Source organism: Clostridium sp. AF19-22AC (assembly GCF_003479085.1).
GTDB lineage: Bacteria > Bacillota > Clostridia > Lachnospirales > Lachnospiraceae > Faecalicatena_A > Faecalicatena_A orotica.
This window is the reverse complement of record NZ_QUGN01000005.1, coordinates 17,925-42,767: the sequence shown is the minus strand read 5'-3', so window position 1 is coordinate 42,767 and position 24,843 is coordinate 17,925. Positions and strand designations below refer to the sequence as shown.

The following is a 24,843-nucleotide window of genomic DNA, read 5'->3' as shown; positions in this document are numbered from 1 at the left end:
CCATTCACTATTAGTAGTCACATTAGAATTGTAAGACGTCTTCCCGAATTCATTTTGTAAAATAAGTATATCCTGAGAAAACATAATTCGCTTTTATGCTGTTCCAATATACTTGTCTATATTTGCAGCCTGCAATAAAAAAAGAAACCAGTGCAACAATCGTAGTATGATTATTGCACCGATTTCTCTTTTCTTGTTTTTCTAGTAATCCTTATAAATATGGAACAAGGCAATTTCATGGGGCTGCAGTTCAGAAACAAATTCAAGCTCTCCTTGTCCGGAATATACCCTTTCCATGCTAAGATGGGGTGTACATATATTTCTCAGGTACTTCAAGTCACTCCCTGAAAGCTCTGCCTCGCAATTAAAACGGAGCCATTCTGTAAGAATGCACCCATACTGATTATTCAGCAGATGTTTTTTTACAATATATTTCTGGTCTGATGCCACGTTTTTAAGTCTGAAGGAGACCTCTAATATCTTATTATCTTCAAAAATGGCGTCTAAATTCCTAATATCCAGATCATCCTCATCTTTCATATAATAATTGGCGCTGTACCACTTAAAGTTAAAGCACACAATATAATAGTCGCCATGTTCATTTGCCGTCACAATATAATTGGGCCCCGATGAGACAAATAAAGGTCCCAGCTGGTTGAGGAAGTCGATTGCATAATAGGCTGGTTTTCTTACCCCGTCTTTTGTAAGAAGCCCCACCCCTCCCTGTATTATATTTACAGAATCATAATAAGTACTGATCCAGTCTGACCCCATCCAGAAACAGGCCGTATCCACCCTCCCCCACATGGCGGCTGTCATTTTCATAATAAACGCAGCCCTGAAACAGCTGTCGTTCAAATAATTCCGATTGGAAAGGGCATTACTCCACTCTGTAATACACAGCTTCCTGTCTGTAACCTTGCATTCCTGCATGATATTTTTCACAATGTAGATCTGTTCAGAAAGGAAATCAAAATCAGTAATCCTCTGGGCGTAATTGACGTCCTGTTCATCGCTGAGTGACTGGTACGGGAACAAAATCATTGTTACAAAATCTGGAACACAATTCTCCTGACGGCATTGATTCAGGTAGGTCCTGAATATCTCTTCCTTCTTATCTATAATGATACTTGGTCCGCCGATCCGGGCCCCCGGCGCAGCTTCCTTAACTTGAAAATACCAGCTTTTATAATACTCGAAAAATTCTGCCGCGTCATAACCACTTTTCTGATGCTCCACATCAAACGTATATTCATAAAGCCAGCTGCTGATTTCGTCAAGGCCAAACCTTTTTGCAATATGCCACATAAAGCTTCTGACGATGTTTTCCCATTCCGCCTTTGTCTGATACTCCATCGCCTCTTCTTCATAGAACAGCATCTCTTTCCCGTTTTTCACCGCACATTCCGGCCTGCTGCCGAAATCAAGGTATGGTTTCATACCGTGGGACACCAGAAATTCCAGAATTGTGTCAATACTGTCAAAATTGTAATTACCTCTTCTCGAATCCTGCCGTATCTTTAATCTGGTGGAAAACAGATTCCATATGCGTACATATTTAAAATGAAGATTCTCTACCAAATACAGTGTATGGTACTGCAGGTTAGCCAGTGTCAGGTTATAAGCAGAACCGATATTAATAACTGTATTCCAGAATGGCCGGCTGGCCTTTGCATTCTGAATATCATTTTCTATCGTAATACCGTTGGTGCCTTGATTTGACTGTTCCGTATTCACCAGTTTTTCCAGCTTGCGTTTTACTTTTTCTTCCAATAATGCGCTATCCTTTGTTTCTGAGACAGCATGGGGCTTATTTTTCTTTCTGTACTGTGAGGGCGGCATCCCGAAATTTTCCTGAAAAACCTTGCTGAATACAGATGGATTCGAAAACCCGTTGTCGACTGCAATCTTTGTCAGCGGTTCATCCGAATACAGCAGATCATTGAGTGCATAATGCAGCCGGACACTAGAAACATATTCTGCAAAATATACCCCTGTCTCTTTCTTAAAAAACCGGGATAAGGAAGATGGGGATAAATATAACTTTTCTGCAAGGGTATTCAGGCTCAGCTGGTGCTGGTAGTTCATATTAATATAGTTAATCACTATTTGCAGACGCTCACTCGGGTCCTTAATAGATTCCTGCCTCCCAACCTGATACTGAACGAGGAATTTTTCTATCAGGCAGTCTAAAAGTTCATATTTCAGGCTATATATCATACAGTCCGTGCGGTGCTGGTTTTCAAGTGCATGATATACAATCTTATTCAGTATTTCCCGCAGTTTCGGATACGGCCTCGCTGTATCGGCGGAAGTATTGCAGATAAAAGTGAAACATTCATTCTGCATAACATCCGCCAGGACAAGATAGGATATTTTTATTGTAAACGCAATGGTATTATCACCGCAGTCAAACTGGTGCACAGTCCCCGCATTCACAAGTACGATCCCGTCCTTTCCAAAGGTATACGCTTTATCCGCAACAGATACCCTTGCTTCCCCTTCCAGAACATATAAAATTATAAGCTCCGGAACGGATGCCTTTTTTCCTCTTCTGTTCTGGATCAGCTCCACTTCTATCCCATCAAATTTCCACTTTTTTATCATCTGCCATCGCCCTTTACATAAATCTTTTTTTATTTTATCATATACGTTTGGTTCTTTCTACTTAAAAGAAGATGGCAGGGCTTAACAATTGTATTCATTTATAGACAAAAAAACCTGCAAACTATAAGTCTGCAAGTTTTTAGACACTCCCCGAGTTGGGTTTGAACCAACGACCCTTCGGTTAACAGCCGAATGCTCTACCACTGAGCTATCGAGGATTATGAAGCTCCCTCAGGGAGCCTTTTTCTATTATATGCTGTTTTTATTATTTTATTCCATCTATTTAAAACTTCAGCAGTTTCTGAAGCAATATATTTTTATCATACAAAAATGTCAGGATCTGGCTGCTCTCGATCATATCAAAACACTGCTTTCCGACAGTGCTGGTATAGACGAGTGTCAGGATCAGGAACCCAATCCATACAATTAAGAGCGCTATAAAAACGCCCAGCAGTGCCCCCGCAAAACGGTTCAGGAGTCCTACAACCGGGAGTTCCCCGATGATATCCACCGCGGCCATCAACGCTTTTACGATGATGACGGCAAGCAGAAATGTAACCAGAAATGATATGATTTTGATTACCATTCTGGAGATATAGGATGCTACATATTCCGGGAAACTGGCCACGCTCAGTTCATTATAAATGGCTGAATTATTATTTTCCAGAATTGTATTCTTCATAAAAGTGGGGAGCGTGGATTCTTCAATCATCTTAATCTGGATGTCCTTCGGAATCTCCCCTATGACTTTCAGGACATCCTGCGCCGTGATCCCCAGACGGTCCCAGTCCAGGTCATTCAAACCGGCCAGCTGATCATCGCTTAAGCCTGCCAGCGGTGTCCCGCTTAAATCAACCTTTGCCAGCTCCTGAGTGGAAATCTCCGGCATAAAGGCTTCTATACATTTAGTCTCTATCATATCGTCGATCGGCGTATACTTTGTCAGTGCCTGTGCCACATAGGGGTTCAGCACAATCATAAGCACAATCGTAAGCACAGTAGAAAGGAGAGAGAGCCCTATCCGGAAAAAGCCCCTCACGAATCCAACTACTATGCAGATCAGAAATATCACTCCGACAATTATTAATAACCAGTTATTCATATTTTCTCCTATTTCGTCAAATAAACTATTCTCAGTTCATTGGCGCTTATCACCAGGTATCTGTTCACCCCTCTGGAAGGAATGACTTCCAGCGCTTCTGCCTTCAGGTCCCCTTTGAATCTCAGGACACCATTTTTCGTAATGATGCAGCATTTGGAACCGGCAAACATGATAATCTCATCTTTTACCATTTTTATATTGCTGTATTCTCCGGTAAACGCCTTGTTCATGATCTGTTTGCCGGACTTGTTGTAAAGCCGGGCCTCGTATCCTGATTTTCCTTTATTGAGGAGGACGAAGCCGATATATTTATCCGTGTGGAACACACTTTTAATTTCCTGATTCAGTTTTACTTCCTTTTTCTTCTGAGGCGCATCTTTGCCTTCATATACGATGAAGGAGCTGTCGCTGACTGCTACGGATGTGGCGTCATCCATAAAGTACACCTCCGGGATAATCTTCCCGTCATATTCTTCCATACTTACCTGATTGTCCGTCTTAGCTTTTCCTGCCTCCCCAAAATTATAGAATGCAACTCTGGACTTGAGTGCACCGTCTTTCGTGAACAAGTAGGATACTGCCAGCGTCGTGCCATCCCGTGACATGTCCAGCGCTAAGGGATAACCTGTGCTGTTAACAGTAACCTGATGTTCCACCAGGATATTTCCCGTGGCATCGTAAGATACAATCATCGGTGAGCTTTCATTTTTCAAAATAACACTTACAATTCCCTGATCCGATACTGACATCTTTTCTATCGGAAGAGTCGTCTCTATCTCACCTTTTAGACCTTCCTCTGTGAATACGAGGATTGAATTCCCGCCGCTGTCCGCGACGGCGAATGTGTTTTCATTTACATCAATGGCAGGATTCTGCATCTGACACGGCTGAATCCACTGTTCTTCGTTCTTTTTGTTAAGGAATACCACTCCGTCCCGACTATAACGGACGATTCCGTCTGCAAACTGGGCATATCTGTTCGTATCGGATGTCTCATCCTCATAATTCGCCGCCTCACGGACTTTCGTGTAAGACTGGTTTTTTACGAGCAGATATGTACCGCCTATTATCATAATTGCCAGAATAATCGTGATGCCCCACTTTTTAGCCCTGGCCCGCTTTCGCTTTCTGGCTGCTTTTTTTAGCTTCTCCAAATTCGCAGGCTCGGCGAGCTTTATATTTGGATTTTTCTTTTGCTTCATCTTGTTCCCCTTATTGCCGTCAATTCGTCTTATCCAAGGATTATACCATAAATACTAAACTCGTTAAGTATTTAGGTATGCATTTACACTAAGCTCGATAAAACCTCGCTAAGTGTAAATAGTATATCATAAATACTAAACTCGCGAAAGACTCATGAGGAATTTAAGGATATGTTAAGGATTATGGCAGGACCAGCTTCTGTCCCACATAGATCAGGTTGCCGTTGGTCAGCCCGTTCATTTTGCATATTGCATCCACATGGCTGATATCGCCATACATCTTCTTGCTTATAATAGCCAGTGTGTCACCCTGCTCGACGATATAGACACCGTCGCTTCCATTTGCCCCCGCCTCTTTCGAATCCTCTTTGCCGGAATCTGCGTCCTGGGAGTCTGCATTTCCGGCATCGGCATTCTTATTATCGGCGGCATCCGGCTTGTCCACATCCTGCGCGCCGGCATCACCGGCTGAACCATCCGGGACGTTCTTGTCCTCCTCTTCGGCGGCCTGTCCACTGTCACCCTCTCCTATCTGCTTACCGGCGGCTTCCCCCGTAACGGCAGTTACAGATCCATTTGTCTCCTTCGCCTCTACCGACTGTGTATCGGCCGGTGAGTTGTTCGTTATCTTGTTCAGGGCCGTCTGTACGGATTTCATTTTATCAAAGTTGTTCAGGGTCGTAACCCCCATAATGATCACAATCAGTACAAGACACGCACTGACTGCATACATCAGACGGTTTGTCCTTTTATGCTGCTGTTGTTCCTCGCGGGTTCTAACCAGACTGCGAAAGTCCTTTGCAGCACGATCTTCCACAGTTTCCGAGGGACTCACCCCATTCTTCTTTCTAGTCGAGATCATATAGTTCTGCATGCAAGGGTTCTTCTCATAATATGTATAGTGCCCGCCTATCTCCATCAGGTCATTAAACTTCTGGACGTAGTATACCTCGTCCTTCTCCACGGGATCCTTCATGATCAGGACCGTATTTTTTTTCGGGAACGATTTTTTATGCAGCTTCACCATATTGTGCTCCGGCGATAAAGGTACCCCCGAATGGGCAACAAACCATCCCAGCATCTCCCCATCCTCGAAGTACTGCTTGCAATCCTCGTACGCTTTCTTCCATGTATCATCATCAATCTCGTAATCATTGCCCGACACTTTCAACTCGTGCATCTGGATCGCTCCATATATGTATACATACTCCTCCTCATCCGATTTCTGCATATCTCCTATAAGAAATGCTCCTATTGGGTTCTCCCCCGCTTTTTCGCACAACTGGGCGAAAAATGTATCTACATAATCTTCTACATAAATCTTCGGGCTGTCACTAACATTCCCGATCTGACGCACATTTTTAGGAATTTGTCTCTCCATAACACTCACCTCTGAATAAAATTTTTCTAAAGCATAGCATAACGAAAAGGCTGAATTTATCGGTTGATGTCAGGTGAGTTCGACAAAAATACCGCATAGGGGTCAGACCCTTTTGCAGTCCATTTTCAGAATATTCTCAATTTTTCTCTCAGAAATCCCCGTTTCCCGTTTGCAGGTCCTTAAAAAGTCCTCTTTTAACTGCCCAATTGTTAATATTGTCTGAACCTCTTCAATCCGGTGATCAAACATGTATTTTTCTACAAGAATCTTAACACGTTCATAGTTGTGAATGCATTCATCTTCAACGGTGTCGAGAAATGACTTCTGCTCGAACAGTCGGTGAAAATGCCAGAACTCTTCTGAAGTCTGAAAGCGTGTCCCTATTCTCTCATATGAAGTCTCTCCTATTAATTCTGAAGTCCCTGCAAAATATTCCTGTGCACTGCTGAATTCGTAGTCAAAAGACTCTCTTACAAGACCGATTTTGACCGGATTGTTATGGATATATCTCAGGCAGCACCAGTAATATTCCTCTGTATCCACGCAGTCACTATAGTAACGGCCCTGAAACACGTGTCCAGTCCTGTCGTATTTGGCATTATACAGTTCTGCATATGTCGAATTTAAATGCTGCATAAATTTAGACAGTGTGATTTTGCTTGTTTTAATTTGTTTTTGTGAATCATGGTCCCGAAACGGAACGGATATCCTGGCAGGCATTTTGCTTCACCAGGTTCATATACTGCAAAAATTGAACTGTGAAAGTTCACGAATCTAAAGAAATGCAGTAATAGATATTAAGAGAATATCATATTTTTCTTAATTTTGCTATAGAAAAATTGAAACCAGTTACCCCTGGTGTTATGATAATGTTACTGTTAATATAAAAAATCAGAGGTGACATTTATGTTGTTTAAAAATAAATTACTCATAAACCTGCGGCAGGAAGCATCCGAAAAAAGGGAGGACCTCCGCAGAGACTGGGGAGAAGATTTTTACGAATGTATCAGGGATATCGCAGAACACCCTGTTGTGCTCCGTATGAAACTATATCCGCATCACGGGCGCACGAATTGCTACCAGCATTGTCTGCATGTTGCTTACTATAACTATGTATGGTGCCGCTTTTTTCATCTGGATGCAGACTCCGCCGCCCGCGGCGGTATGCTCCATGATTTGTTCCTATATGACTGGCACACACATACCGCCAGAACCGGGGACCATTTCCACGGAATGACGCATCCGGCCTGCGCTTATAAGAATGCCAGAAAGTTCTTCAAACTGAACCGGGTTGAAGAAGATATCATAAGGAAGCACATGTGGCCGGTCACACTTTTCCACTTCCCTCGCACAAAAGAGGGCTGGATTGCCACATTAACCGATAAGTACTGTGGAACTTTGGAAACAAGCCAGCGATAGTACATTAACCAAAAAGACAGTATCCCAGCTTAGTAGTTGAGATACTGTCTTTCTAAATTGTCAGTATATTCTGAATACGGACCGCAAAAGGGTCTGACCCCTTTGAACTACAAGAAACTTTTTACTTTCTCATAGATTGAATCTGCATCTAATCCATACTTTTTAACCAATTCTACTGCCGGTCCTGATTCTCCGTAAGTGTCATTGATTCCGATCTTCATTACCTGTGTCGGAGCCTTTGCAGAAAGCACATCGCATACTGCGCTTCCGAGCCCGCCGATGATGGAGTGTTCTTCAACTGTAACGACTTTCCCTGTCTCTTTTGCTGCTGCAACTACTAATTCTTCATCGAGAGGCTTAATTGTATGAATATTGATAACTTTCGCGTCTACTCCGTCAGCTGCAAGTTTTTCTGCCGCTTCCAGACAATTTGCTACCGGAAGTCCTGTAGCGATAATAGTAATGTCTTTTCCTTCGCGGAGTACAACACCTTTGCCAAGCTCGAATTTGTATTCCGGCTTATCATTGATAACCGGCACTGCAAGTCTTCCAAAACGCATGTATACAGGTCCTGCGTGCTCGTAAGCTGCCTGTACGGCTGCCTTTGCCTCAATATCATCGGAAGGATTGATTACAACCATACCAGGGATGGTTCTCATCAGGGCAATGTCTTCATTACACTGGTGTGTTGCACCGTCCTCACCTACAGAGATTCCTGCATGTGTGGCACCGATTTTTACGTTCAGCTTCGGGTATCCGATGGAGTTACGTACCTGCTCGAAAGCACGGCCTGCCGCAAACATTGCAAATGAACTTGCAAACGGTACTTTTCCGGCTGCCGCGAGTCCCGCTGCCACGCCCATCATATTGCACTCAGCGATGCCGCAGTCGATATGTCTTTCCGGAAATGCTTTCTTGAATACACCTGTCTTTGTAGCTGCTGCAAGATCGGCATCCAGTACTACAACTTCGTCATGTGCTTTTCCTAATTCGGCTAAAGCATTACCATAGCTTTCTCTTGTTGCAATTTTCTTTACATCTGACATAATGCTTCACCTACTTTCTCTAAATCTTTCATAGCAACTTCATACTGCTCATCATTCGGAGCCGCACCATGCCATGAAGCCTGATTCTCCATATAAGAAACGCCTTTGCCTTTAACAGTCTTTGCAATAATTGCCGTAGGCTGGCCCTTCACAGTCCTAGCTTCTTTAAAAGCAGCATCAATCTGGTCAAAATCATTTCCATCGATATTAATAACATGGAAATTGAATGCCTCAAACTTCTTATCGATCGGATATGGTGAATTAACCTCTGTTATTGCACCGTCAATTTGAAGGTTATTATTATCTACAATCACAACCAGGTTGTCCAGTTTCCTGTGTGCGGCAAGCATGGAAGCCTCCCATACCTGTCCCTCCTGGATCTCCCCGTCTCCGAGCAGAGTATAGACTCTGTAGTCATCCCCGGACAGTTTTGCTGCAAGTGCCATTCCGACAGCCGCAGAAATTCCCTGTCCCAGAGAACCTGACGACATATCTACACCCGGAATATGCTTCATGTCCGGATGCCCCTGAAGGTAAGAACCTGTATGGCGCAGCGTCTTCAGGTCTTCTACCGGAAAATATCCTCTATTCGCCAATGTGGAGTAAAGTCCCGGCGCTGTATGGCCTTTAGACAGTACGAATCTGTCGCGGTCAGCCTTCTTAGGGTCCTTAGGATCGATGTTCATTTCTTCAAAATAAAGGTATGTGAAAATATCTGCTGCAGACAGTGATCCGCCCGGATGTCCGGATTTCGCACTGTGGACTGCTGTCACGATGCCCTTGCGGACTTCGTTGGCAGTTTTCATTAATTCTAACTTGTTCATTGGAATTCCTCCTAAATTTTATGTTTAAAACAGACTTTTTCAGAGGGGTCTGACCCCTTTGAAAATCTTCGAAATTATTCGCCGAATACCGCCTTATAATCTGCCTGAAATTTTGCGATTCCTGCATCTGTCAGCGGATGGTGTGTCATCTGCTCGATTACGTTGTAAGGTACTGTTGCGATATCAGCCCCTGCAAGTGCGCAGTCTGTTACGTGAATCGGGTTACGAACGCTTGCTGCGATGATTTCTGTCTCAAGTCCGGCTACTGCGAAAATCTCTGCGATCTCTGCAATCAGATCTGTTCCGCGAACAGAGATGTCATCCAGACGGCCCAGAAATGGTGATACATATGTTGCGCCCGCCCTTGCTGCAAGAAGTGCCTGGTTTGCAGAGAAGATCAGTGTTACATTTGTCTTGATTCCCTCAGCTGTAAGGGCTTTGCAAGCTTTTAACCCTTCTACTGTCATAGGAATCTTAACTACCATGTTAGGGTGGATTTTCGCAATTTCTCTTCCCTCTGCGATCATTCCTTCTGCATCCGTTGTTGTAGCCTTTACTTCACCGCTGATCGGTCCGTCTACGATAGAAGCAATCTCTGCGATGACTTCTTCAAAAACACGTCCTTCTTTTGCAATCAGTGACGGATTTGTTGTAACTCCGCAGATCACTCCCATGTCATTTGCTTTCTTAATATCCTCTACTTTGGCTGTGTCGATAAAAAATTTCATTGTTCGTTCCTCCTTGAACTAGAATCCCTTTGTTTTCTATTCTTGATTATAGTCGTTGTAGTGAAGACGGTCAATAGGGCGAAAAATTATTAATAATTTTATCCTATTAATATTTTCAAATTATTAGTCAAGAAACATGAAAAACTTTTCTCAACAATTGCAGTAATACGATATAACTCCTCCATTTTTCGGCTTATCCATTGTTCCAAAATTCATCCTAGCGCAGGATTATTAATAATAATTTTATACAATAAATTAATTTTTCTTTTTTCTGGTCCTTGGATAGGATGTGGTCCCTCTCGAGACAAGTCTCGGTTCATACTCAACATGGTAGATGCTGACAGGCTCCATTTCTGAATACTGCCTGTCCCTCGTCTTAATCTTTTTCATGATAATATCACAGGCATCGCGGCCCTTATATATCACGAAATGTTCGATCGTTGTCAGGGATATTTTCTGCATTTTTGCGAAAAGGGTATTATCACATCCCATCACGGACATGTCACCCGGAACTCTGTATTTCTCATCATAGAGGGCATCCAGAATTCCAAATGCAATCATATCATTCAGCCCTACAATTGCTGTCAGCTCCTTATCCTCTGCCAAAAGCTCCTTCGTCAGATCGTAGCCAATCCGGTATTCAGAATCAATCCCCGGAATATCCCGGTCGATCTCTTCGTTCGCAGCCTTAATCACCACATTGTCACCGAGTCCGGCTTCCTTAAATTCTTTCAAAAAACCTTCCACCCTCTTGGAACGCTGTTTCTGACGCACAGTCAGAGGTGGAGCGATATAGGCCACATGCCTGTGCCCCAGATCCAGCAGGTGGCGCGCCATAATACGTCCAAGCTTCGAGTTGTCCAGCTCCACGGCATCTACATCAAGCTTTTCATTCTGGTTATTAATTACCGTGAACGGAATCCTTCGCGACAGTTCCTCCACAACGGGCATAAAACAACGGCTGGGATTGCACGTGTAAATGACCCCCTGGGGATTCAGGGAAGGCATCATTTTCAGATACCGTTCCTCCAGCTCTAGATTTCTCTGTGTATTGCAGACGAACAGACCGAACCCCTGCTCTGTAGCCCGGGATTCAATACCCTGGAGAAGCATTACATAATACGGGTTCGTCAGGTTCGGGCAAAATACAACGAGAAGCTTTTCCCGCTTATTTTCCTTTTGCTTTTTCCGCTTCGGCAGTTCATAGCCCAGTTCCTTTGCCGCAGCCTCCACCTTCCGGATTACGTCCTTCGAAAAGGAAACATTATACTTCTTATTCAGCACCATAGAAACTGTCGCCTGAGAAACCCCGGCCTTTCGCGCCACATCCGAAGATGTTACTTTTTTCTTATACATCATCCCACATCCTTAAGTTCTGGTACATGCACAGTTTACCGTTCGGGCATTATAAAGCCCCTGCCTACAACTGGGTTCTGCCTTCCAGGGCCCTCAAAAGAGTTACTTCATCGATATATTCCAGATCTCCCCCGACCGGCACCCCACTGGCAATCCGGCTTACCTTGATACCTGTAGGTTTGATCAGCTTGCTGATATACATCGCCGTCGTCTCCCCTTCCAGACTGGAATTTGTGGCAATGATCACCTCGTCCACATCACCCTGGAGGCGCTCCATCAGCTCTTTCAGCCGGATGTCTCCGGGGCCGATTCCCAGCATCGGGGAAATCGCGCCGTGCAGCACATGATAGACGCCGTTGTATTTCCCAGTCTTCTCATAAGCCGCCAGATCTCTCGGCGTCTCGACCACCATAATCGTCTTCTGATCTCTGTCCGGGTTGTTACAGATTGGACAAAGTTCCCTGTCCGTCAGCGTACAGCACTGGGAACAGTATCTTACATTATTACGTGCATCCAGAAGACACTTCGCAAGATTCTCCACCTGCTCCTTTGGCATATTAATAATATGAAAGGCAAGCCTCTGCGCAGACTTCGCCCCGATCCCGGGAAGCCTCGAAAACTCCTCGATCAGCCTGCTGATTTGATTACTATAATAATCCATCTGGTATTCACTCCTGTTTTCTCTTTATGTTCCAAACAGCAAATTCACTCAAAAGGGTCAGACCCTTCTGCAAAGGGGTCTGACCCTTTTGAGCTCCGTTGTCAGAATATTTAGAACATTCCAGGCATTCCGCCGCCCATTCCGCCTGTCAGCTTATTCATTGCCGCCCCGGATACTTCGTCAACCTGACGCAGTGCTTCGTTCGTTGCCGCCACGATCAGGTCTTCCAGCATCTCGATATCTTCGGGATCAACAACTTCTTCCTGAAGTTTCACCTTTAAGACCTCACGCTTACCGGAAATCGTCACCTCGACTGCACCGCCGCCTGCTGTTGCCGTAAATTCTTTTGTCTCAAGCTCTTTTGCCTGTTCTTCCATCTGGCGCTGCATCTTCTGCGCCTGTTTCATCAGATTTGCCATGTTGCCAGGCATTCCACCGCCTGGAAATCCGCCTCTTTTTGCCATGATTTAATCCTCCACTATAATTTCCATATTAATTTTCTTCTCAATGTCCACAAATGTATCTTCAAAGTGGCGTCCCTCTTCCACATGCCGGACTTCCACTTCAACCTTTTTCCCGATCCGGTTCTCAATCAGACTTTCCAGTTCCTGCCGGTGGTCTTCCCTGCCAACAACCTCCGCCTCCATTGCTCCGGGCATGACGATCATCAGCCGGTTATCCCCGCCGAGGCTTAACCTTGCCTTCTTTAGGAATGTCCGGATCATCCCGGATGCCTCATCTGCAATGGGTCTGAAGTTCTTCACAACCTCTTTCACATCATCCGGTATAGCATTCGGAAGCTCCGGTTTCGGGGCCGTTTTTCCTGGTGCCGCAGCATTGTCGCCGTTTACATAAACCACCTTTTCCTGCACGGCCGACGCAGGAATTCCCTGCTCCAGCTTCTCTTCCACTGCACGGATGCGGTCCAGAAGACTGTCCTGATCCACCTCCATCGCCGGAGTACACAGCTTAATCAGCGCCACCTCCAGAAGAACTCTCTTCTGCGAAGCGTACTTGAGCTGCCCTGATAGCTCAGAAAAAATACGGATATACCGAAGCAGCATGTCGGTCTCGATCATCCCGGCCTCTTCTTTCAGCTGCTGCATATTCTCCGTAGATACATCCAACACATCCTCTATATTATCAGAAGTTTTCATCAGAAGCAAGTTCCTCAGATACCATGTGAAATCAACCGAAAGCTGTGTCAGTTCCCTTCCCAGCATCACGAGTTCCTCCACAGTATCCAGTACCTTCGGCACATCACGCCTGATGATATTGCGCAGAAGCTGGCTGAAGACATCCGTATCAACGGCTCCCAGTACTTCCAGTACATGATCATAGGTCAGCTTCTGTCCCATGTAAAAAGCAATACACTGGTCCAAAAGACTCAGCGCATCCCTCATGGAACCGTCCGCCGCCTTGGCCACATAGCGTATAGCCTTATCCTCGACCTCCACCTGCTCCTCGATCATTAATTCCTTCAGTCTGTCAGAAATCGTCTCGATACTGATCCGTCTAAAATCATAATGCTGGCATCGCGACAATATCGTAATCGGTATCTTATGCACTTCCGTTGTAGCCAGTATAAAAATAACATACTCCGGCGGCTCCTCAAGTGTCTTCAAAAGCGCATTAAAAGCACCTATGGAAAGCATATGCACCTCGTCAATAATATAGACTTTATACTTCCCTTCCGTCGGCCGGTATGCTACTTCATCACGAATCTCACGGATATTGTCCACACCGTTGTTGGATGCGGCATCGATCTCGATCACGTTCATGGACGTTCCCGCAGCAATAGACCTGCACATCGCACACTCCCCGCAGGGGCTGCCGTCCACCGGATGTTCACAGTTCACCGCCCTGGCAAATATCTTCGCCACCGTAGTTTTCCCGGTCCCCCGGGTCCCACAGAACAGGTAAGCATGCCCGATACGGTCTGCCTTGATCTGATTCTGCAGTGTTGTAATAATATGGTCCTGCCCTTTTACGTCTGAAAACTCAGTCGGGCGGAACTTTCTGTATAATGCCGTATACGACATGAATCACACCTCTGTTCTCTTATTTCACTCTATTGTATTTTATCGCCAAAACTGATGCCCGTCAGCCTTGCCTCTTTGATAAGGCTGCATTCGGGATCAACAAATTTCAGCTTTCCGGCTACATCCTGAAGCGGCACCTTCGTTGTCTCACCATTTCTCATAGCAACCATATATCCAAAATCCTCATTTAAAATCAGTTCTGCAGCTGCAGCACCAACCCTCGTGGAAAATACCCTGTCGTAAGGGCACGGGGAACCGCCTCTCTGCGTATGTCCCGGAACCGTAATGCGGACCTCTTTATCTGTCTTCTTCTGAATCTGCTCAGACAGTTCATAGGCAATCGAAGGATACTTCCTTTTCTCTAATTTTTCTTTATATTCCTTCTTCTTCAGTTTCGCGTCTTCCTTGGAAATAGCCCCCTCTGCAACCGCAAGTATGGTAAACGGCTTTCCGGCCTCGCTCCGCTTCTGGATCACATCGGCAATAACATCTATATCATAAGGAATCTCAGGAAGCAGTATAATATCGGCCCCTCCTGCGATCCCCGCATGGAGCGTGACATGGCCGACCTTGTGTCCCATAACTTCTATAATAAATACACGGCTGTGTGAAGTTGCTGTCGTGTGGATCCTGTCAATCGTATCTGTAGCAATATCCACAGCGCTCTGGAATCCGAAAGTCATATCTGTTCCCCAGAGGTCATTGTCAATTGTCTTCGGGAGCGTAATCACATTCAATCCTTCTTCCCTCAGAAGATTCGCTGTCTTATGCGTACCATTGCCGCCTAAAATCACCAGGCAATTCAGGCTCAGCTTATGGTATGTATGCTTCATCGCAGCAACCTTGTCCAGCCCGTTCTCATCCGGCACCCGCATCAGCTTGAACGGCTGTCTGGATGTCCCCAGGATTGTACCGCCCCTGGTCAGTATCCCTGAGAAATCTTTGGATGTCAGCATCTCAAAATTCGCATAAATCAATCCTTTATATCCATCTTTAAAACCATATATTTCTACATCCTTACGTTTAGAACAAACGCCTTTTACAACACCCCGCATAGCCGCATTCAGTGCCTGGCAGTCCCCGCCGCTTGTCAGCATCCCGATTCTCAACATAATACAAATCCTCCTTTTTCAAAGTTCCCTGCATATACCCCTGTCTGTATGCCCGCAGGAAAAATCAACAGCGAAAAGCTTCACTGTAAAGTGAAGCCTCTTCTTACTTTTATAATTATACCCCATTTCAGACACTGTAACAAGAAAATCTTAATATCCGAAACTGACAGTTCAAAGTACTGTTTCCGCCCTCATTTTCCCGGAAATGCTTTCTTTTTATAAATATATTATCATTTTACTTTCCAAAAGTACATTTTCACCATCTTTTTGCACAATTGTATTGTAATTCAGCTCAAAAACTTGTACAATATCAACAAGGAATTATGAAAGAGAGGACTTATTATGAAACAGAACAACATGTTAGCAATGATCTTAGCTGGCGGCCGTGGTTCTCGCCTGCATGAACTGACGAATAAAGTAGCTAAGCCAGCCGTTTCATATGGCGGAAAATACCGAATCGTCGATTTCCCGTTAAGTAACTGTGCAAACAGCGGTATCGATGTCGTCGGAGTACTGACCCAGTACGAATCCATTTTACTCAATAGTTATGTCGCGGCAGGGCGCCGCTGGGGTCTGGATGCCCAGAACAGCGGGGTATATGTACTGCCGCCGCGCGAAAAGGCAGACGCCAATCTGGACGTTTACCGCGGAACAGCAGACGCAATTTCCCAGAATATAGACTTTATCGATTCATTTTCACCGGAATATGTCCTGATCCTCTCAGGTGACCACATTTATAAGATGAATTATGCAAAGATGCTGGCATATCACAAAGAATGTCAGGCAGATGCAACCATCGCCGTCATCGAAGTACCGATGAAGGAGGCGAGCCGTTTCGGTATCATGAATACCGATGAGGAGGGGCGCATCGTAGAATTCGAAGAGAAACCGCCACAGCCGAAGAGCAATCTTGCATCTATGGGAATCTACATATTCAACTGGAAGCTGCTCCGCAAGATGCTGCTGGCAGATATGAAGGATGCGGAATCAAACCATGATTTTGGAAAGGACATCATCCCGACTCTCTTAAATGATGACAAGAGGCTGTACGCCTATAAATACAAGGGCTACTGGAAAGACGTCGGAACCATCGACTCTCTCTGGGAAGCCAATATGGACCTTCTCAACAAGAACAACGAACTTGACTTAAACGACCCGAGCTGGAAGATTTACACAGAAGACGGCTATACCCTGCCTCATTATGTAGGCGCTGAAGCAGATATTAAGAATGCATTCATCACACAAGGCTGCATTGTCAACGGAGAGGTTAAGAATTCTGTTTTATTCACCGGCGTAAAAGTCGGGGCAGGAGCCAAAATCATCGACAGTGTACTGATGCCGGGCGTTGTAGTTGAAGAGGGTGCACAGATAACACGCGCACTCGTTGCCGACGGAATCAAAATCGGCAAAAATGCTGTCGTGGGCAGCGCGGACAGTGAGCATATCGAACTGGTTGCGAAACATGTAAAGGGGGCAGAATAGTATGAATAACGCATTTGGAATAGTCAATCCTTCCGGAAACCACATATGGGTAGAGGGTCTTCAGACGTACCGCAGTATCGGGGCATTTTCTTTCCTTGGAAGATACCGCGTCATTGACTTCCCGATCTCCAATATGAGCAACAGCGGCATCGACCAGATACAGGTTTATTTAAGAAACAAGCCCCGCTCACTCGTAGACCACCTCGGAACAGGAAGACATTACAATATCAATTCAAAGCGGGGAAAACTGCGCGTGCTCTTTTCTGAAAGCAGTTCAGAAAATGATATTTATAATACAGATATTGCCGCTTTTATGGAAAACATCGAGTGCATCGAGAGGGTGCAGTATCCATATGTAGTCATCGTACCGGGCTATATGGTATATACCCAGAACTTCGATCACCTTGTACAGACACACATTGATTCAGGCGCGGATATCACCTTGCTTTACCACTCAACAGATAATGCGAAGGAAAACTTCCTCAACTGTGACCTTCTGAACCTGAACCGCCAAAAGGGTGTCCTTTCCATCGAGAAGAACCGGGGGACCGCAAAAAACAGAAACATTTTCATGGACACTTATGTAATGAAGAAAGAGTTATTTATCGAGCTAATACATAAGGCAAAGAATCTTTCCTCTATGTACAGACTTGCCCAGATCGTGAATAACCAGTGCGGCGAACTCGATATACGTGCCGTACCCCACCGTGGATTTTTTGCTTCCATCACGGATTTCAAAAGCTACTATGAAGCAAACCTTTCACTAATTGACTTTAAATATGCATCAACACTATTTGATGATGAATGGCCGATCTACACACGGACAAATGACTCCTGCCCAACACAGTATTATGATACAGCAGACGTAAGGTCTTCCGTTGTATCCAATGGATGCTTAATCGAAGGCACCATTGAAAATTCTGTCATTGGACGCGGATGTAACGTTCACAAGGGCGCCGTTGTCAAAAACAGTATCCTCATGCCGGGTGCAATTATCGGGAAAGATGTACATGTTGAGAATCAGGTTGTGGATAAAGGAGCTCATGTTCTGCATGCAAAAGAAGTCATAGCTTCTCCAGAAAAACCAGGTTATATCAGGCGGGGGGATACCCTCTAAGGGAATCTTTGAAGACGATATGTAATTTTACTGGCTGCACGGGCGCAGTGAGAACGGGGCGGAAAGCGCTCCCGCGGGTGGCCGGCAGGTCATTTATAAAGACAGGTCGTTTGCTAACTAACAGTAAAGAGTAAAAGGCGGAATCGCAGGGTATCATCAGCATTCGACGCCTAAGCTGATGCTTAGACGCCTCAGGCTGATTTGGAAATTGATTCGGAATCAATTTCCAACCCTGTGATTCGGCCTTTTTCTCTAACTGTTAGTAAGCGCACTTGGTGCCTTTATATATGACCTGCCGGCCACCCGCGGGAGCGTTTTCCGCCCCATTCTCACTGCTGGGTGCTTCCGGATTTTTACGGGAATCGTCCTCTGGGTAGTGGATTCTACAATTATTTCTTAACAGGCAACTTGAAGTGAAGTTACTCCGCTGATCATTTCCTTTGGAAGTTCTTGTTCTTTTATTGGGGTTCCGTCTGTGAAGATGATCATTGTTGTTGTGGATTTTCCAAGCTGGCGGATTTTTTGTATGTCTGCTTTTACGAGGATGTCGCCTTGTTTTACGTTGTCGCCCTGATGGGCGTGGATCTCGAAGCCCTGGCCTTCTAAGGCTACGGTGTCGATTCCTATGTGGATCAGAACTTCGCGGCCGTCCGGACTCTGGATTCCGAATGCATGGCCGGTCGGGTAGGCGACGGCTATTGTTCCGGAGAAGGGAGCCTTTATGGTGCCATCAGTAATGTCTATGGCAAAGCCGTCCCCGAGCAGTTTCTGTGCAAATGTTTCGTCTGCTACGTCTTTAAGGAGTACTGTTTTTCCTGTTGCTGGCGCTGTAAATACCTCTGCATCCCCGGATGACGCTTTTAATGCCGCACCGGAATCTGTGCTCGAAACTGTTTCTGATATTGCCGTCGCCTCACCAGCGTAATGCATATCTGCCGCCGGGTCATCTTCATCCGGCACCAGTGCTTCTTTTGGTATTGCAAACAGGCAGGTCAGGATAAAGCATAGCGCGACGCAGAATACAGAAATCAGGAAGTAGAACAATATCTGGTGCCCGTTGTAAATATACATCAGGTAGGATGGCAGTACGGCCAGTCCGTAGGAATTCGACTGTATGCTGAAAATAGATAAAAGGGCCGCCCCTGTACCTGATGTCAGCAGCATAACAATGAGTGGTTTTAAGTTAAAACGCAGCTGGATACCAAACAGTACAGGCTCACTGATACCGAAAAGCTGTGACAGCATTGCGCCTATACTTGTCTGTTTGATTCTCCTTGATTTTGACTTTACTGCAAATGCAAGACAGGTCCCGACGTTTGCAAATCCGTACATGGCACATAATGTGATCAGCGGGTTGAACCCTGTGTTGGCAAGCAGAGAAGTCTCTATCATGACATATGTGTGGTGAAGACCTGTAATAACTGCCAGAGGGTAAGTAAATCCTATGATAAACCCGCCAATTCCCATCGGGAGGTGGATGAGGTTCTCGATGATCCCAACCATCCCAAGTTCGATCTGGTGCATCACCGGACCCACGCCCAGCAGCATGACAAGCATGGTGATCAGCATGACAAAAAACGGAGTGAAGATCAGGTCCAGTACATTCGGCATGATCTTACGCAGTTTCTTCTCCAGCTTTGAACCAAACCACCCCGTAAAAATCGCGGTCATGACACTTCCCTGACAGCCCACGAGGGGAATGAATCCGAATGCTTTAATCGCCTCTACTCCACTGTTCGGGTCTGCCACACTGTATGCGTTGGGCAGGGCAGGTGAAAGGAGCATCAGCCCGATTACAAGGCCAATTACCGGTGTCCCGCCAAAGACCCTGAATGCGGACCACGTGATAATTGCGGGCAGAAATGCGAACGCCGTATCGGTCAGTACGGTGACAAGCGTCTGGATATACGCCGGAATATCCGCGGTCGACGCACCAAACAGCGACAGCACATTATCATTAAAGATACAGCCTTTCAGGCCGAGGAACAAACCGGTTGCGGCAATCACAGGGATGATCGGCACAAAAATATCCGCAAGCGTACGCATCAGTTTCTTGATTCCTTTTTCATTCTGCTTCACAGCTTCATCCTGTTCCTTTTTGGACAGCGTCTTAAGTCCCAGCGTTTCGATCTGCGCATAGACTTTATTTACAATACCTGTACCCAGAATAATCTGATACTGTCCTGAGGTGAAGAAAACACCCTTAACCTCTTCGATTTTTTCTATTTTTTTATCATCAATCGCATCTCTGTCTTTTACCATCAGACGAAGTCTGGTCGCACAATGTGTGGCTGAAACGATATTCTCTTTTCCGACCACTTCCACAATGGCTTTTGCTATATTGAAATATTTATCTGCCATGATATCCTCCCTCTTCTACTCCATCTTCATATCTGTGCAGCTGCTCCTATACATCAATGTCTGGAACGGCGCCAGCACAATACGTTCCTTTTCCTGAATTCCTTTATCATTTGCATCACACCCGGCATTTGTTCTTACATCGAGTGTCTCTTCTGTATTCAGCACGATTTCCCTGATCTGTGAAGGCAGGATTTCTTCCTGTGCCTCCCTCGAAAAATTAAAGTAACATACAATGGACATTTCTTCCGTGCTTCTTTTGTAAGCAATGATATCACCGCAGGCCGTTTCAAGCGGCTGGATATCTCCGTAAATCAGACATTCGCTGAAAGCGCTGTCCTGACGCAGTGCAATGATATGGCGGTAAAAATGGAAAATACTCTCAGGATCGTTCCTCTGTTTCTCTGCGTTGGTCCGGTCCTGGTCTCCGGTTACCTTAAGCCACGGCTTAACGCTGCTGAATCCGGCGTTCTCCCCTGCTGTCCACGGGAACGGGGTCCTTGCATTATCCCGGCTCCTTAAGTTGATATAATGGAGCGCTTCCTCCTTTGTGCAGCCTTCTTCCATCGCACGGTAGTACTGGTCGATACTGGAAATATCATTGAATTCATCAATACTGTCACGTACAAAATTCTGCATTCCAAGCTCCTGCCCCTGATAAATGAACGGCGTACCCCTCAGGAAGAAATACATTGCACCCAGCGTTTTTACAGCCTTCGCATTTCCTGCCGCCTCCAGCAGGTATTTTGTCGTGGCACGGGGCTGGTCGTGGTTTTCAATAAAGTTGGCGCTCCAGCCAGCCTTCTGTATTGCCATCTGGCTTCTCATCAGCCGTTCATTGAGGTCTGCAATCGTCCACGGGACTCTCCGGAACCATTCGCTGCCGCCGGCCACATCGAGGTCCGCATGTTTGAAATCAAATATCATGGAAAAATACCCGTTTTCCCCGATAAAATCTTCTAATTCATCGTATCCGACTCCCGGCGCCTCTGCAACAGTAACGCAGTCATGTTTCTGAAATGTTTTCTCTTTCAGTTCCCGTAGGAATTCACCGATTCCCGGCTGGTTCCTGCTGCCCTTTGTACATTTTGCCAGGCCGTCCGCCCCGTCCGGTTCCAGATTTCGAAACGTCAGGTCCTTCTTGATAAAAGTAATGGCATCAATCCGAAATCCTGCAATGCCAAGTTCAAGCCACTGGTTGACCATCCCATAAAGAGTCTCCCTCACCTCCGGGTTCTCCCAGTTCAGATCCGGCTGTTTTGTGCCAAACGCGTGAAAATAAAACTCATCCCTTCCGGATACCTTCTCCCAGACACTTCCCCCGAACACAGAGCGCCAGTTATTCGGCCTTTCTTTCCCCTCTTTAAATATATAAAAGTCATGCCACTTGCTGTCCGGGTCTTTCAGTGCCCTCTGAAACCACTCATGTTCATCTGAAGTATGATTAATCACAAGATCCAGAATAATCTTAATTCCAATTTCCTTTGCGGCGCGGACCAGTTCCCTTAAGTCCTCCATCGTCCCGAATTCCGGCGCAAGGTCAAAGTAATCTGATATATCATACCCATTATCGTCCATCGGCGACCGGAATACCGGACATATCCAGAGCATTGTAACGCCCAGTTCTTTCAAATAATCCAGCCTTGACATAATTCCCGGGATATCCCCAGTACCGTCATCATTGCTGTCACAAAAACTCTTCGGGTAAATCTGATAAACAACCTCACTCTGCCACCATTTCTTTTCCATGTTCCTTCCTCCGTTTCTCTTCCTGATCAGTCAAATACCCCGTAACGAGCTGCGGGGAATCAAACCTCTTTTTACCAGTTCCACATATATCCCGTCATCCATCGGCTTCCCGCAGATGCTGTCCGCAGATGCAAGCAGTTCATCGGCCCCATTTGCCATTGCAATCCCGGTGCCGCAGATCTTCAGCATCTCTATATCATTTCTGCCATCACCGAATGCGAGCGTATCCTGTATCCCAATCCCCAGATATTCACAAAGTCTCACGACTGCTGCACCTTTCCCTGCTCCGTATGGGATGATTTCATAATAACCATATTCGTTCCAACTGCCCTGCTGTGCCAGTTCCGTCCGGCCCGCTCCAAACATTTCCCCGATGCGCCGGTAAACCGGTAGGCTGCACCACAAACAAATCTTATGGATATCTACCTGTCCCGGAAGAAACTCTTCTATATTGTCCTGATACATGATCTTCTCATTTTTAAAGAACTTCTCCCTCTGCCGGGGCGTAAGCTTTTTACTTTTTTCCAGATTCATCTGGTTCAGAATATCAGCAGCAGCCTGATTCATAAATATCTCATCCCGTCCCTCCAGAACTCCGCCCACACCGTCCGTGCACGGGTCTGTCAGATAGTGAAACACTCTGGCAGCTGCATCTGCATCCAGCGCCGTCTTAAACACAGAAACATCTTTGTGGGATATATAGCTCCCTCCGCCTGTGATGAGATTCTCAATCCCGAGTTCCAGAACATCATCCTGAACCGTCCCCAGGCTGCGCCCCGTACAGACCGCCGCCTCATGTCCTTTTCTTTTCAGCTGCCTGAGAACAAATGGTATGGATTCCGGGATTCCAAGCACCTCGTCCCGGAGCGTTCCATCTATATCAAACACAATTAATTTCCGCATCCACCGCTCTCCTTCCTTGTCTGTAACCATATATTAGTTACTGTACACAGTAACTGCATCTGCCCATTTGAAATCGCCTTCGGCGAGGGCAGATGCCCTGAAACCATCACTTTATCGGCCCGATGCCGTGCAGCGGAGTGCACGGCACGGTATAAACTGTAACCGTATAATAGCACTTAAAAAAAGGACTTACAATGTCTGTAAGCCCTTTAGGAAACATGTGTGCATCCTGCACTTTGTTTTAATATGTGAAATTATGTTCATCTTTCAGAAACTGCTGATAACGGATAAATAAAAGTTCAATCAGCAGGAAATATGGGGTCGTGATCTCATATGAAATCCCATATCTTTCCGGCAGCGACAGCGCCTGAATATATAAGTTTTCCCCGCATACGGAAGAAAGCGGGTTCATCTGCATCTTTGTAACGGAAACCGTCTTTATGCCCTTCAGGCGCAGCCGTTTCGCGAGTTCCACCATATGTTCCGCTTCACCCGTCAGTGAGATCAGTATGACCAGGTCTTCCTCTCTGACAAGATTTTCAAAGGCTTCCGCCATATCATGTCCGTGCATATAATAAATCTTCTTGTGCAGCGGCAGAAAAATACGCTGGAACTCTTTTGCCACCCGTGCCTGGGAATATCCGCTTGCATAGATCAGAATACGTCCGGAGCAGTAAATTTTTTCAAAAAAGCTACTGTAATCTGTATTGCGGATATACTCGATCATCTTATGGTAATTCTGGAGCGCTTCCTCCTTAAATGAAAACTCCAGTCCCTCTTCCTGCATCCTCTCAAGCCGGATCACTGAGCGAAGTTCACCGTACCCCGGAAGCTTCAGTTTCTGGGCAAACCTTGTGAGTGCGCTCTTGGATACATGGTATGTTTCCGCAAACTCATCTATTGACAGCCGGATACAGTCTTTCGTATGTTTCGCCACACACCCGGCGATGTACTTATCGTTTTCGCTGAAGGTATCGTAGTACCTGTTCAGCAGGTCTTCAATCTTCATGTTCGGCCTCTCTTATATATTCCAGATAATTGAGGAACAGCATGTCCAGCAGCATGTAAAACCCAGAAACCAGTTCGTACGAAACCCGACTCTGGATGGTCTGGGTCGCCACATAGAGATTGTCCCTGCACATTCTGGAAATCGTATTGTTCTGCAGACGCGTGATGGAAAGTGTGTATATCCCTGTCGGAATCACTGCATTGAGAATCTCAATCCCCGCTTTTGTCTCACCGGAAAGGGAAATCACGACAAAAACATCCGTCTTCTGAAATGCTTTTTTCATAAACTCGGTTTCCCCGTAATCAAACAATTCGATCACGCACTTCCCGGCAGACAGGAATATCCGTTTGAATTCCTCCGCCAGCGTCTTCTGTTCATTGCCGGTCCCATAGACGTAAATCGTATCGCTCTCATAGAGCCTTTTACAGATATGGACATAAGAAAACTTATTCAATTCATCAACAAGACTGTGGTAAATGTCACAGACAGCGTCAAAGTCCACGTCCGCTGCCTTTTTGTCCGAACGTTCTTCCTTCAGCGTAAGCTTCAGGTCCGAAAAAGATGTCAGCCCGATTTTCCGCAGGATACGCAGCAGTGTAGCTCTGGAAATATGGCATTCTGCCGCCACCTGTTCACTGGAAAGCTGTGCGAACCTCACCGGTTCGCACAAAATTGTTTCTAAGACAGCTTTATCGTTTTCACTTAGTTTATCGTAGTATTGATTCATCAGCTGAGCGAGTCTCAT

At 45.7% G+C, this 24,843-nt stretch carries 21 protein-coding genes and 1 tRNA gene; 3 read left to right on the top strand and 19 right to left on the bottom strand.

The features are described from left to right. Positions 1-201: 201 nt before the first annotated feature. From DWX43_RS07440 to DWX43_RS07415, 6 genes are all read right to left on the bottom strand, one after another. Complete coding sequence (locus DWX43_RS07440) at positions 202-2,607, bottom strand: helix-turn-helix domain-containing protein (protein ID WP_118619805.1); 2,406 nt, start codon at positions 2,605-2,607, stop codon at positions 202-204. A 146-nt stretch (positions 2,608-2,753) separates the two neighbouring features. Next, positions 2,754-2,825 (bottom strand) — tRNA-Asn (locus tag DWX43_RS07435). Positions 2,826-2,890: 65 nt separating this feature from the next. Next, a complete protein-coding gene (locus DWX43_RS07430; RefSeq protein WP_118619803.1) occupies positions 2,891-3,709 on the bottom strand; it encodes a CvpA family protein in 819 nt (272 codons plus the stop codon). Between the two features lie 8 nt (positions 3,710-3,717). After that, positions 3,718-4,911 (bottom strand): DUF5711 family protein, encoded by a 1,194-nt coding sequence (locus DWX43_RS07425; protein WP_109730684.1) that lies wholly within the window; start codon positions 4,909-4,911, stop codon positions 3,718-3,720. A gap of 181 nt (positions 4,912-5,092) precedes the next feature. Then, entirely contained in the window at positions 5,093-6,292 is a 1,200-nt protein-coding gene (locus tag DWX43_RS07420; protein ID WP_109730685.1) for a LysM peptidoglycan-binding domain-containing protein, read from the bottom strand. A gap of 102 nt (positions 6,293-6,394) precedes the next feature. Further along, positions 6,395-7,012, bottom strand: coding sequence for a hypothetical protein (locus DWX43_RS07415; RefSeq protein WP_118619801.1), 618 nt, complete (start codon positions 7,010-7,012; stop codon positions 6,395-6,397). A 186-nt stretch (positions 7,013-7,198) separates the two neighbouring features. Between DWX43_RS07415 and DWX43_RS07410 the strand changes: the two genes are divergently transcribed. Further along, positions 7,199-7,711 (top strand): HD domain-containing protein, encoded by a 513-nt coding sequence (locus tag DWX43_RS07410; RefSeq protein WP_118619799.1) that lies wholly within the window; start codon positions 7,199-7,201, stop codon positions 7,709-7,711. A gap of 107 nt (positions 7,712-7,818) precedes the next feature. Here DWX43_RS07410 and DWX43_RS07405 read toward each other — a convergent pair whose 3' ends face one another. The 8 genes from DWX43_RS07405 to DWX43_RS07370 form a co-directional block, all read right to left on the bottom strand. After that, positions 7,819-8,757, bottom strand: coding sequence for a transketolase family protein (locus DWX43_RS07405; protein ID WP_109730688.1), 939 nt, complete (start codon positions 8,755-8,757; stop codon positions 7,819-7,821). Beyond that, positions 8,745-9,581, bottom strand: coding sequence for a transketolase (locus DWX43_RS07400; RefSeq protein ID WP_118619797.1), 837 nt, complete (start codon positions 9,579-9,581; stop codon positions 8,745-8,747). Before DWX43_RS07400 ends, DWX43_RS07405 begins: the two co-directional genes overlap by 13 nt. A gap of 74 nt (positions 9,582-9,655) precedes the next feature. Then, positions 9,656-10,309, bottom strand: a complete 654-nt coding sequence (fsa, locus tag DWX43_RS07395; RefSeq protein WP_109730690.1) for a fructose-6-phosphate aldolase — start codon at positions 10,307-10,309, stop codon at positions 9,656-9,658. Between the two features lie 255 nt (positions 10,310-10,564). Continuing rightward, positions 10,565-11,668 carry a LacI family DNA-binding transcriptional regulator gene (locus DWX43_RS07390; protein ID WP_330582233.1) on the bottom strand — a complete coding sequence of 368 codons (1,104 nt, stop codon included), beginning with the start codon at positions 11,666-11,668 and terminating at the stop codon, positions 10,565-10,567. A gap of 61 nt (positions 11,669-11,729) precedes the next feature. Next, on the bottom strand, positions 11,730-12,326 hold the full coding sequence (gene recR / locus DWX43_RS07385) for a recombination mediator RecR (RefSeq protein WP_109730692.1): 597 nt from the start codon (positions 12,324-12,326) through the stop codon (positions 11,730-11,732). 110 nt (positions 12,327-12,436) lie between these two features. Next, complete coding sequence (locus tag DWX43_RS07380; RefSeq protein WP_109730693.1) at positions 12,437-12,790, bottom strand: YbaB/EbfC family nucleoid-associated protein; 354 nt, start codon at positions 12,788-12,790, stop codon at positions 12,437-12,439. A 3-nt stretch (positions 12,791-12,793) separates the two neighbouring features. Next, a complete protein-coding gene (gene dnaX / locus DWX43_RS07375; protein WP_109730694.1) occupies positions 12,794-14,368 on the bottom strand; it encodes a DNA polymerase III subunit gamma/tau in 1,575 nt (524 codons plus the stop codon). Between the two features lie 29 nt (positions 14,369-14,397). Next, on the bottom strand, positions 14,398-15,480 hold the full coding sequence (locus DWX43_RS07370; RefSeq protein WP_109730695.1) for an ATP-dependent 6-phosphofructokinase: 1,083 nt from the start codon (positions 15,478-15,480) through the stop codon (positions 14,398-14,400). 342 nt (positions 15,481-15,822) lie between these two features. Here DWX43_RS07370 and DWX43_RS07365 point away from each other — a divergent pair, with 342 nt between their 5' ends. Beyond that, a complete protein-coding gene (locus tag DWX43_RS07365) occupies positions 15,823-16,962 on the top strand; it encodes a glucose-1-phosphate adenylyltransferase (protein ID WP_118619793.1) in 1,140 nt (379 codons plus the stop codon). A gap of 1 nt (position 16,963) precedes the next feature. Further along, positions 16,964-18,079, top strand: a complete 1,116-nt coding sequence (gene glgD, locus DWX43_RS07360; RefSeq protein ID WP_109730697.1) for a glucose-1-phosphate adenylyltransferase subunit GlgD — start codon at positions 16,964-16,966, stop codon at positions 18,077-18,079. Positions 18,080-18,475: 396 nt separating this feature from the next. On the opposite strand, the gene DWX43_RS07355 is transcribed toward glgD, so the two are convergent. The 5 genes from DWX43_RS07355 to DWX43_RS07335 form a co-directional block, all read right to left on the bottom strand. Further along, positions 18,476-20,440 carry a PTS transporter subunit IIBCA gene (locus DWX43_RS07355; protein WP_118619791.1) on the bottom strand — a complete coding sequence of 655 codons (1,965 nt, stop codon included), beginning with the start codon at positions 20,438-20,440 and terminating at the stop codon, positions 18,476-18,478. Between the two features lie 15 nt (positions 20,441-20,455). After that, positions 20,456-22,186: an alpha-glucosidase gene (locus DWX43_RS07350; RefSeq protein ID WP_118619789.1), complete on the bottom strand. Its 1,731-nt coding sequence runs from the start codon at positions 22,184-22,186 to the stop codon at positions 20,456-20,458. Positions 22,187-22,216: 30 nt separating this feature from the next. Continuing rightward, entirely contained in the window at positions 22,217-23,089 is an 873-nt protein-coding gene (locus DWX43_RS07345) for an HAD hydrolase family protein (RefSeq protein ID WP_182440647.1), read from the bottom strand. Between the two features lie 241 nt (positions 23,090-23,330). Beyond that, complete coding sequence (locus DWX43_RS07340; RefSeq protein ID WP_118619785.1) at positions 23,331-24,098, bottom strand: MurR/RpiR family transcriptional regulator; 768 nt, start codon at positions 24,096-24,098, stop codon at positions 23,331-23,333. After that, complete coding sequence (locus DWX43_RS07335; protein WP_118619783.1) at positions 24,088-24,843, bottom strand: MurR/RpiR family transcriptional regulator; 756 nt, start codon at positions 24,841-24,843, stop codon at positions 24,088-24,090. The genes DWX43_RS07340 and DWX43_RS07335 overlap by 11 nt, the downstream gene beginning before the upstream one ends.